Source organism: Streptomyces sp. URMC 127 (assembly GCF_051386535.1).
In the GTDB taxonomy this organism is placed as follows: domain Bacteria; phylum Actinomycetota; class Actinomycetes; order Streptomycetales; family Streptomycetaceae; genus Streptomyces.
In genome coordinates this window covers 1-9,017 of record NZ_JBPQTW010000256.1, presented here as the reverse complement: position 1 = coordinate 9,017, position 9,017 = coordinate 1, and the positions used below count along the sequence as shown (strand labels likewise).

The 9,017-nt window shown below is 74.1% G+C and carries 10 protein-coding genes, 1 pseudogene and 1 riboswitch; of the genes and pseudogenes, 5 read left to right on the top strand and 6 right to left on the bottom strand.

Annotation, left to right across the window (positions count from 1 at the left end):
- Positions 1-90: 90 nt before the first annotated feature.
- On the top strand, positions 91-345 hold the full coding sequence (locus tag ACSNOH_RS31005; protein ID WP_436724778.1) for a (2Fe-2S)-binding protein: 255 nt from the start codon (positions 91-93) through the stop codon (positions 343-345).
- Positions 346-360: 15 nt separating this feature from the next.
- Here ACSNOH_RS31005 and bfr read toward each other — a convergent pair whose 3' ends face one another.
- On the bottom strand, positions 361-849 hold the full coding sequence (gene bfr, locus ACSNOH_RS31000; RefSeq protein ID WP_436724775.1) for a bacterioferritin: 489 nt from the start codon (positions 847-849) through the stop codon (positions 361-363).
- A 147-nt stretch (positions 850-996) separates the two neighbouring features.
- On the opposite strand from bfr, the gene ACSNOH_RS30995 reads away from it, so the two are divergent.
- The gene (locus ACSNOH_RS30995) at positions 997-1,662 is read left to right on the top strand and encodes a sulfite oxidase-like oxidoreductase (RefSeq protein WP_436724774.1); all 666 of its coding nucleotides are present in this window, start codon (positions 997-999) and stop codon (positions 1,660-1,662) included.
- Positions 1,663-1,669: 7 nt separating this feature from the next.
- On the opposite strand, the gene ACSNOH_RS30990 is transcribed toward ACSNOH_RS30995, so the two are convergent.
- The 5 genes from ACSNOH_RS30990 to thiO form a co-directional block, all read right to left on the bottom strand.
- Positions 1,670-2,572 carry a deoxyribonuclease IV gene (locus tag ACSNOH_RS30990; RefSeq protein WP_436724773.1) on the bottom strand — a complete coding sequence of 301 codons (903 nt, stop codon included), beginning with the start codon at positions 2,570-2,572 and terminating at the stop codon, positions 1,670-1,672.
- The gene (gene pknB / locus ACSNOH_RS30985; RefSeq protein WP_436724772.1) at positions 2,569-4,530 is read right to left on the bottom strand and encodes a Stk1 family PASTA domain-containing Ser/Thr kinase; all 1,962 of its coding nucleotides are present in this window, start codon (positions 4,528-4,530) and stop codon (positions 2,569-2,571) included. The genes ACSNOH_RS30990 and pknB overlap by 4 nt, the downstream gene beginning before the upstream one ends.
- Before the next feature lie 119 nt (positions 4,531-4,649).
- Complete coding sequence (locus tag ACSNOH_RS30980; protein WP_436724771.1) at positions 4,650-5,450, bottom strand: thiazole synthase; 801 nt, start codon at positions 5,448-5,450, stop codon at positions 4,650-4,652.
- 9 nt (positions 5,451-5,459) lie between these two features.
- Entirely contained in the window at positions 5,460-5,660 is a 201-nt protein-coding gene (gene thiS / locus ACSNOH_RS30975; RefSeq protein WP_436724777.1) for a sulfur carrier protein ThiS, read from the bottom strand.
- Between the two features lie 35 nt (positions 5,661-5,695).
- Positions 5,696-6,889: a glycine oxidase ThiO gene (gene thiO / locus ACSNOH_RS30970; protein ID WP_436724770.1), complete on the bottom strand. Its 1,194-nt coding sequence runs from the start codon at positions 6,887-6,889 to the stop codon at positions 5,696-5,698.
- Positions 6,888-6,999: riboswitch (TPP riboswitch) on the bottom strand. It overlaps the preceding gene by 2 nt.
- A 255-nt stretch (positions 7,000-7,254) precedes the next feature.
- Between thiO and ACSNOH_RS30965 the strand changes: the two genes are divergently transcribed.
- The 3 genes and pseudogenes from ACSNOH_RS30965 to ACSNOH_RS30955 form a co-directional block, all read left to right on the top strand.
- On the top strand, positions 7,255-8,424 hold the full coding sequence (locus ACSNOH_RS30965) for an NAD(P)/FAD-dependent oxidoreductase (protein WP_436724776.1): 1,170 nt from the start codon (positions 7,255-7,257) through the stop codon (positions 8,422-8,424).
- 102 nt (positions 8,425-8,526) lie between these two features.
- Positions 8,527-8,892, top strand: a complete 366-nt coding sequence (locus ACSNOH_RS30960) for an Rv2175c family DNA-binding protein (protein ID WP_436724769.1) — start codon at positions 8,527-8,529, stop codon at positions 8,890-8,892.
- A gap of 48 nt (positions 8,893-8,940) precedes the next feature.
- Positions 8,941-9,017 (top strand): annotated as a pseudogene (locus ACSNOH_RS30955) (thiamine phosphate synthase); the annotation flags it as partial.

Sequence of the window (9,017 nt, the reverse complement as noted above, 5' to 3'; positions counted from 1 at the left end):
CCCCCCCCCCCCCCCCCCCCACGGCGTTGTGATTCGGCCACCGGGCCGGGTAAGGTAAGGGTTACCTTATTGATCAATCCCGGCTGGGCGGTGAACCGCGTGTACGTCTGCTCGTGCTTCGGCATCACGGAGCAGCAGGTGCGTGAGCATGCGGGCAAGGGCGCGTGCACGCCCCGGCAGATAGCCTCCGCCTGCAAGGCGGGCACCGACTGCGGCAGCTGCGTGCGCCGCATCCAGGCCCTGCTCGGCCGCGGGGCGTGCCCGCGCCGCGAGCTGGCCGACCAGGGCGAGCCCGGCGTGCTCAGCGCCGAGATACCCGCGCTGGCGCAGTCCCGGGCGGCCTAGCCGCTCCCGCGGGGCTCAGTCCGCCCCGCCGTTCTCCTGCTCGATGAACTGTGCGATGTACAGCGCCTCGCCGAGCTTCTCGATCAGCTCCAGCTGGGTGTCGAGGTAGTCGATGTGGTCCTCCTCGTCCGCGAGGATCGACTCGAAGATGTTGGCCGAGGTGATGTCGCCCTTGGCCCGCATGACCTCCACCCCGCGCCGCAGGCGGTCGATGGCCTCGACCTCCACCTGCCGGTCGGCCTGGAACATCTCCGTGATGCTCTGGCCGATCCGGACGTGGAAGAGCCGCTGGTAGTTGGGCAGCCCCTCCAGGAAGATGATCCGGTCGGTGAGGGTCTCCGCGTGCCGCATCTCGTCGAAGGACTCGGCGCGCGTATGTGACGCGATCTTGGTCCAGCCGTGGTGCTCCTGCAGCTTCGCGTGCAGGAAGTACTGGTTGATCGCGGTCAGCTCGGCCGTCAGCTGTTCATTGAGGAACTCGATGACCTCGGGGTCGCCCTGCATCGCAGAGGCTCCTTCCAAGCAGGGGTGACTGGCAGGTTGCGCGCATCCTCGCACCGCCCTCGGTGACCGTCCAGTAAGTGCACACTTAGTGGGAGTTGTCCGTATAGGGGAACCCCTGGTCACGGGCGCCCCGAAAGGTCTGACACCATGGATGTCATGGGGCCCTCTGAAGACACCGAAAGCCGCAAAGGGGAGCTCCCCCAGCCACCGCCGGGCGGTACCCCCGCGCTGCCTCCGGGGCAGCGCCTCCAGCGCGGCTGGCCGGTGACGCACTACGGCCCCGTGCCGAGGTTCAAGCCGGACCGCTGGGAGTTCCGCGTCTTCGGCTCGACCGCCGACGGGGACAAGCACTGCTGGACGCACGACGAGTTCACCGCCCTGCCGTACACGACGGTCACGGCCGACCTGCACTGCGTCACGAAGTACAGCGTCCTCGGCGCCGAATGGGGCGGCGTCTCGGCCCGTACGATCCTCGGACTCGCCCCGCCCGCGCCCGGCGTCACCCATGTGATGGTGTGGGCCGAGTACGGCTTCAGCTCGAACCTGCGGCTGGCCGACTTCACCGCCGAGCAGACGATCTTCGCCACGCACAAGGACGGCGAGCAGCTCACCGCCGAGCACGGCTTCCCGGTCCGCCTCGTCGTGCCGCACCTGTACGCCTGGAAGGGGCCCAAATGGGTGCGGGGCGTGGAGTACATGACCGCGGACCGGCGCGGCTTCTGGGAGGAGCGGGGCTACCACAACATCGGTGACCCCTGGCGCGAGCAGCGCTACTCCTACCAGGAACAGCCCGGGGAAGGCCCCGAGCTCTAGCCGCGCCCTAGCAGGCGCCCGCGCGGAGCTCCTTCAGGCGGGCCACGTCCGCGGCGTGCCCCTCCTTGCCCCCCGGCGTCTCGATCGTGAGCGGCACGCCGGCCGTCGCCGGGTGGCGGAACAGCTCACCGAACGGGTCGGCGCCGATGTGACCGGCCCCGATGTTCTCGTGCCGGTCCAGGTGCGCGCCCACGGCGGCCTTCGAGTCGTTGGCGTGGATCAGCTTCAGCCTGCCCTCGCCGGTCACGGAGACCAGCTCGTCGAGCGCGGCCTTCATGCCGCCCGGCCCGGCCAGGTCGTGGCCCGCCGCGAAGACGTGGCAGGTGTCCAGGCACACCCCGAGCTTCGGGTGGTGCTCCAGCGCCTCGAAGTACGGGCCCAGGTCCTCGATCAGCGAGCACAGCGAGGCGCCCTGCCCGGCCGTGGGCTCCAGCAGCAGCCACGGGTCGTCGTCGTGGGTCAGCTCCTCCAGCAGCGGCAGGAGCCGTTCGTGCACCTGCGCGAGGGCCGCGCGGCGCGGCCGCCCGCCCGTCGCCGAGCCCGTGTGCACGACGACGCCGCGCGCCCCGATGGCCCGCCCGCGGCGCAGCGAGTGCCGCATCGACGCGACGGACAGCTCGGCCGTCGCCTCGGTGTGCGAGCCGAAGTTGATCAGGTAGGGGGCGTGCACCCACACCGGCAGGGACTCCTGCGCGCACGCGGCGCGGAACTCCTCGTCCTGGCGCGGGTTGCCCGCCGGGGTCGCCCAGCCGCGCGGGTTGGCGACGAAGACCTGCAGGGTCTCCGCCCCGATCTCCCGGGCGTAGGCGAGGCCCGTCTTCGCGAGCCCGCCCGCCACCGGCACGTGGCCGCCCACAGGGTTTCGCGGCCTGCCCGCGGCCGGCTCGTCCACCGCTGCTGTCACGGTCACAGGCCGCCCTTGAGCTTGATGGTGATCGTGTCGCCCTTGGCGGCCTGCTCGCCGCCCTTGACCGACTGGCTGTCCACGGAGTCCTGCGGGAAGAAGAACGGCTTGTCGACCTTCACCTTGAAGCCCGCTTCGGTCAGCAGCCGCTTGGCCTCGGCCTCGCTCTTGCCGGTGACGTCCGGGACCGGCAGCATCTCCCTGCCCTTGGAGACCGTGAGGGTGACCGTGTCGCCCTTGGCGGCCTTGTCGCCCGTGCCGGGGGACTGCTCGGCCACCGAGCCCTTGGCGCGGTCGGAGAACACCTGGGTGTCCGACACCTTCGCCTCGAAGCCCTTGTCGCGCAGCGCGGCCGTCGCGGCGTCCGGGGACATGCCCCGCACGTCCGGCACGTCCAGCGGCGCGCCCTTGCTGACGGTCAGCGCGACCGGAGCCTCCGGCCGGCGCTGCTCGCCCGGCTTCGGGTCGCTGGCCAGCACGGAGCCCTGCGGGGTCTCGGTGCTGAACTGCTTGCCGACCTCGCCGACGGTCAGCCCCGCGCCCTCGATCTTCTTCTTCGCCTCGTCGAAGGGCATGCCGGCGACGTTGGGCACCTCGGCCCGGGCCGGGCCGCGCGACACGGTGATCGTCACCTTGCCGGTGTTGCGGATGCGCTTGCCGGGCGCCGGGTCGGCGGCGATGACGTGGCCGCGCTCGACGGTGTCGCTGAAGTCCTCCTTCGTGCGCACCCCGAGCCCCGCGCCGTCCAGCGTCCGCTCCGCCTTCTCGCGGGTCATGTCCAGGACGGCGGGGACGGTCGTGAACTGGCCCGCGTTGATGTACCAGACGCCGGTGCCGACCAGAACGGCCAGCAGGGCGGCGACCACGGCCACGACCCCGCGCCGCGGCAGCCGCGCGAACCGGCCGCGCGGGCCCGCGGGGGGTGCCGGCGGCACCGGGGGCGCGGGCGGGGCGTCCAGGCGCGTCGTCCGGTTCAGGTGCTGCTCGCCGTCCTCCGCGGGCAGCGGCCGGGCCGCGGGCCTGGGCAGCACGCTCGTCCGGTCCTCGGGACCGGCCGCGCGCCGGCCGGCGGCGGCGCCGGGGAGGGCCTGCGGCGGCTGCGCGTCCAGCTCCTCGTCGCTCAGCCCCTCGCGCACCGTGCGGGCCAGGCCGAGCAGCGCGACCGCGTCGGCCGGGCGCAGCTGCGGGTCGCGGGACGCCGCCTCGGCGACGAGCCCGTCCAGCCCGGCGGCCAGCCCCGGCACGGCCGCCGACGGCGGCGGGACGTCCGCGTGCAGGTGCTGGTAGAGGACCTGGGCCGGGGTGCTGCCGGTGTGCGGCTTGGCGCCCGTCAGCATCTCGTAGAGGACGACGCCGCACGCGTAGACGTCCACGCGCGGATCGGCGGTGCCGTGCTCCAGCTGCTCGGGGGCCAGGTAGGACACCGTGCCGAGGACGGATCCGGTGGATGCGGTGGTGTTCGTGTCCACGGCCCGTACGAGCCCGAAGTCGGCGACCTTCACGCGGCCGTCGTCGCCGATGAGAACGTTCTCGGGCTTCATGTCGCGGTGCACGAGCCCCGCCAGGTGGGCCGCGCCCAGCGCGGCCAGCACCGGCTCCAGGATGTCGAGGGCGGCGCGGGGCTGCAGGGCCCCGCGCTCGCGCAGCACGTCGCGCAGCGTGCACCCCGGTACGTACTCCATCGCCAGATAGACGTACGGGCCGTCGGTGCCCTGGTCGTAGACGCCCACCACGTTCGGGTGGTCGAGGCGCGCGACGGCCTTGGCCTCGCGGATGAAGCGCTCCACGAACGCGGTGTCCGAGGCGAGGCCGGGGTGCATCACCTTGACCGCGAGCACCCGGTCGAGCCGGGTGTCGAGGGCGCGGTAGACCGTGGCCATGCCGCCCACGGCGATGCGGGCCTCGACCCGGTAGCGGCCGTCGAGCACCTGCCCGACCAACGGGTCCCCTAGCGTCGTATCCACGCGACGAGTCTAAAAGGGCGCGGACGGAGCCCTGACCCGGCAAGAACCATGGGACGGGCTCAGCGAAAATTAAGCCCGTCCGGCGTTTGAGGACAAAGGGGTCAGGGGCGGAGCCCCTGCTACTGAGCGAACTCCGGACGTTCCGGATCGAGACGGGCCAAGCCCTCCGCAGGAGACGACGCCTCGGCGAAGTGCCGCTTCGGTATCCGCCCCGCCCGGTACGCCAGCCGCCCCGCCTCGACCGCGTGCCGCATCGCCTCGGCCATCAGCACCGGCTCCTGGGCGCGCGTCACCGCCGAGGCGAGCATGACCGCCGCGCAGCCCAGCTCCATGGCCAGCGCCGCGTCGGAGGCCGTGCCGGCGCCCGCGTCGAGGATCACGGGGACCCCGGCCCGCTCGGTGATCAGCTGGAAGTTGTGCGGGTTTCGGATGCCGAGGCCGGAGCCGATGGGCGACCCCAGCGGCATGATCGCCGCGCAGCCGGCGTCCTCCAGCTTGCGGGCGAGGACCGGGTCGTCGTTGGTGTACGGCAGCACGGTGAAGCCGTCGTCCACGAGGATCTCCGCGGCGTCGAGCAGCTCGACCGGGTCGGGCAGGAGCGTGCGCTCGTCGGCGATCACCTCCAGCTTGACCCAGTCCGTGCCGAGCGCCTCGCGCGCCAGCCGGGCCGTGAGGACGGCCTCGCCGGCCGTGTAGCAGCCGGCGGTGTTCGGCAGCACCCGGATGGAGTGCTTCTCCAGGACGGACAGCACGGAGCCCCGGACGCTCGCGTCGAGGCGGCGCATCGCCACGGTGGTCAGCTCGGTGCCGGAGGCGAGGAGCGCGCGCTCCATCACGTCGAGGCTGGGCGCCCCGCCGGTGCCCATGATCAGCCGGGAGCTGAAGGAGGTGTCGGCGATGGTGAGCAGGTCGTCGGCCATCAGGGCTGATCAGCCTCCCTGCACTGCGGTGAGGACCTCGACGCGGTCGCCGGCGCCGAGCCGCGTGGCGGGCCACTGGCCGCGCGGCACGACGGCCTCGTTGACGGCGGCGGCCACGCCGCCGGGCGCGGTGGTCATGCTCGCCACCAGGCTGTCGAGGGTCAGGCCGTGGGGCACCTCGCGGTGCTCGCCGTTGACGCTGATGCCCATGTGAGCCTCGGGCGTGTCGGTGGGGTCGGTGGGGTTCATGCGGGCAGCTCCTGGAGCGCGTTCGAGAAGCGTCGGGGGGAGAAGGGGCGGGCCTCCTCGGGGAGGCGCCCCGTGGTCAGCGCCTCGGCCATGACGTCGCCGGTCAGCGGGGCGAGCAGGACGCCGTTGCGGTGGTGGCCGGTCGCTGTGTGCAGGCCGGGCAGGGCGGTCGGGCCGAGCAGGGGAGCGTTGTCGGGGGAGCCGGGGCGCAGCCCGGCGGAGGTCTCCACGAGGGGCAGTTCGGTGATGCCGGGCACCAGCTCGTGGGCGTCGCGCAGGAGTTCGTAGACACCGCCGGCGGTGACCGTGGTGTCCCAGCCGAGCTCCTCGGTGGTCGCGCCCAGGACCAGCTCGCCGTTCTCGCGCGGCACCAGGTAGACCGGGCCGCCGCGGACGACCGCCCGCACCGTACGGGAGAGGAAGGGCGCGTACGCGTCCGGGACGCGCAGCCGCAGCACCTGGCCCTTGACGGGCCGCACCGGCGGCAGGACGTCCGCGGGGACGCCCGCGAGGGTGCCGCTGCGGCTGCCCGCGGCGAGCACCACCTGCCCGGCGGGGACGCGGCGCCCGCCGGCGAGCTCCGCGCCCGCGGCCCGGTCGCCGGAGAGCAGCAGCCGTACGGCTTCGGCGCGGTGGAAGGCGACCCCGGCCCGTTCGCAGGCCGTGAGCAGCGCCCGCGCGAGCCTGCGGGGATCGGTCTGGTGGTCCCCGTCGACACGCAGCCCCCCGCGCACGCCCGGCGCGAGCATCGGCTCCAGGCGGCGGCACTCGCGGCCCGTGAGCCACTGCGCGTCCAGGCCGCAGCGCTGCTGCAGGGCGTGCAGCTCGCGCAGGTGCTCCCGGTCGTCGGCGTCGAGGGCGACGGCCAGCGTGCCGCACGCGCGGTAGCCGGTGGCGACGCCGCTCGCCTCCTCCAGCTCGGCCGTGAAGTCCGGATAGCGGCGCGCGGAGGCCAGGTTGAGGGCGAGCAGCGGCTCCTCGCCGTAGTGCAGCTCGGTCACCGCCGCCAGCATCCCGGCGGCGACCCGCGCCGCGCCGCCGCCGGGCGCGGGGTCGGCGACCGCGGTGCGCAGGCCGCGCTGCGCCGCGCGCCAGGCGGTGACGAGGCCGATCAGCCCGCCGCCCACGACGAGGACGTCGCAGGCGGGCACGGCCGGAGTGCGGCCCGGTGTGGTCGTAGACGCGTCCATGAGGCGTCCAGCCCCTCCCTTCGCCGGCATGACCCGGATCAGGTTCGTACGGTCGGAGGCCGGTCAGCCTCCCTCTCAGCCCGGTCGTCCGGGCTCCCGCGAGTGCGTTGTACCGGCCACCCTAGTACGCGCCGGGAGCGCCCCGCGAGGGCCTGTCGACCCGGCGGCGCAGCGGAGCCCGCGCATTCCGCCGGACCCTCGCCGCCGTGGCTGATCGCCGTTGCGGCGGGGTGCTCCTCCCCGGACCCGCCGGGGGACCTGCCCCCGGTACGGACCGGCCGTCGCCCTACAGTGATCAGGTGAGCGAGCACCGGGAAGAACCACTTGCCGCCAGTGAGCGGAGCGTTGTCATCGTGGGCGCCGGAATGGCCGGCGTGCAGACCGCCGTCGCCCTGCGCGAGTACGGCTGGGCCGGCACCGTCACCGTGCTGGGCGCCGAGCCGCACCCCCCGTACGACAGGCCGCCGCTCTCCAAGGCCGTGCTGCTGGGCAAGGCCGAGGGCTCCGCGTTCGAGGTGGACTTCGCCTCGCTCGGGATAGACCTGCAGCTCGGGCGCGAGGCCACGGGCCTGCGCGCCGCCGAGCGCCTGCTGGACACCGCGGCCGGGCCCGTCCCGTACGACATCCTCGTCATCGCCACCGGCGCCGAGCCGGTCCGGCTGCCCGGCAGCGAGGGCCTGCCGGACGTCCACCTGCTGCGCACCCTCGACGACGCCGTGCGGCTGCGGCCGGTGCTGGCCCGCCGGCACGACGTCGTCGCCGTCGGCGCGGGCTGGATCGGCGCCGAGGTCGCGACGGCCGCCCGGGAGGCGGGCTGCGAGGTGACCGTGGTCGAGGCCGCGGACCGCGTGCTGGCCGGCGCCGTGCCCGCCGAGGTCGCCGAGCGCATGGCCCCCTGGTACGCCGAGAGCGGCGCCCGGCTGATGCTCGGCGCACGGGTGGGCAGCGTGGAGCCCGGCGCGGTCGTGCTGACCGACGGCACCCGGCTGCCGGCCGGGGCCGTCGTCGTCGGGATCGGCGCGCGGCCCGCGACCGGCTGGCTGGAGGGCTCCGGCATCGAGCTCGGCGCGGACCGCGCCGTCGTCGCCGACGAGCGGCTGCGCGCCTCGCTGCCCGGGGTCTACGCGGTGGGCGACTGCGCGTCGTTCCCGTCCGCGCGCTACGGCGAGCGGCTGCTCGTCCACCACTGGGACAACGCCATGCAGGGGCCGCGGACCGTCGCCGCGAACATCGTGCTCGGCACCGAGGAGGGCCCGGTCTACGACCCGGTCCCGTACTTCTGGTCCGAGCAGTTCGGGCGGTTCGTGCAGTACGCGGGCCACCACTCCGGCGCCGACGAACTGCTGTGGCGTGGCGACCCCGCGAGCGCCGCCTGGAGCGTGTGCTGGCTGCGCGAGGGGGTCCTCGTCGCCCTGCTGGCCGTCGGCCGGCCCCGGGACCTGGCGCAGGGCCGCAAGCTCATCGAGAAGGGCGCCGCCCTCGACCGGGCGAAGGCCGCCGACGCGTCCGTGCCGCTGAAGTCCGCGGCGCTCTGAGCGGAGCGGGGCGGGGCTCCGGCGGGGGCCGCGGCACCGTGACGCGCCCGGGTCGGGTCAACCCGGCTACCGGCTGTCAGCGGCAGATGGCAGGCTTGTCCCGTGACCGAGATTGACGCAAAGATCGACGCGCTTGTTCCCGCCTGGCTCAACCTCCCCGACGTCGCCGAGAAGCTCGGCGTGGAGGTGACGCGCGTGCGGCAGCTGGTGAAGGAGGGCCAGCTGATCGCCGTCCGCCGGGGCGAGAACAGGGTGCTCATGGTGCCCGCCGCCTTCATCGGCGAGGGCAAGGTCGTCAAGGGCCTGGCCGGGACCCTGACGCTGCTGCGGGACGACGGCTTCAGCGACGAGGAAATGCTGGAGTGGCTCTTCACCGCCGACCCGACCCTGCCGGGCACCCCGGCCGACGCGCTGCGGGAGAACCGCGGCACGGAGGTGAAGCGGCGCGCCCAGGCGCTCGCCGTCTGAGCCGCCGGCCTCCATGCCCTTGTCGCGCAGCTGGACGATGTCGACACCGCCGGCGAGGAGCTGGAGCACCTCGCCGTCTTCGCCGAGGCCGCCCGCCGCCACGGCAAGCTCTTCGCGGTCAACGA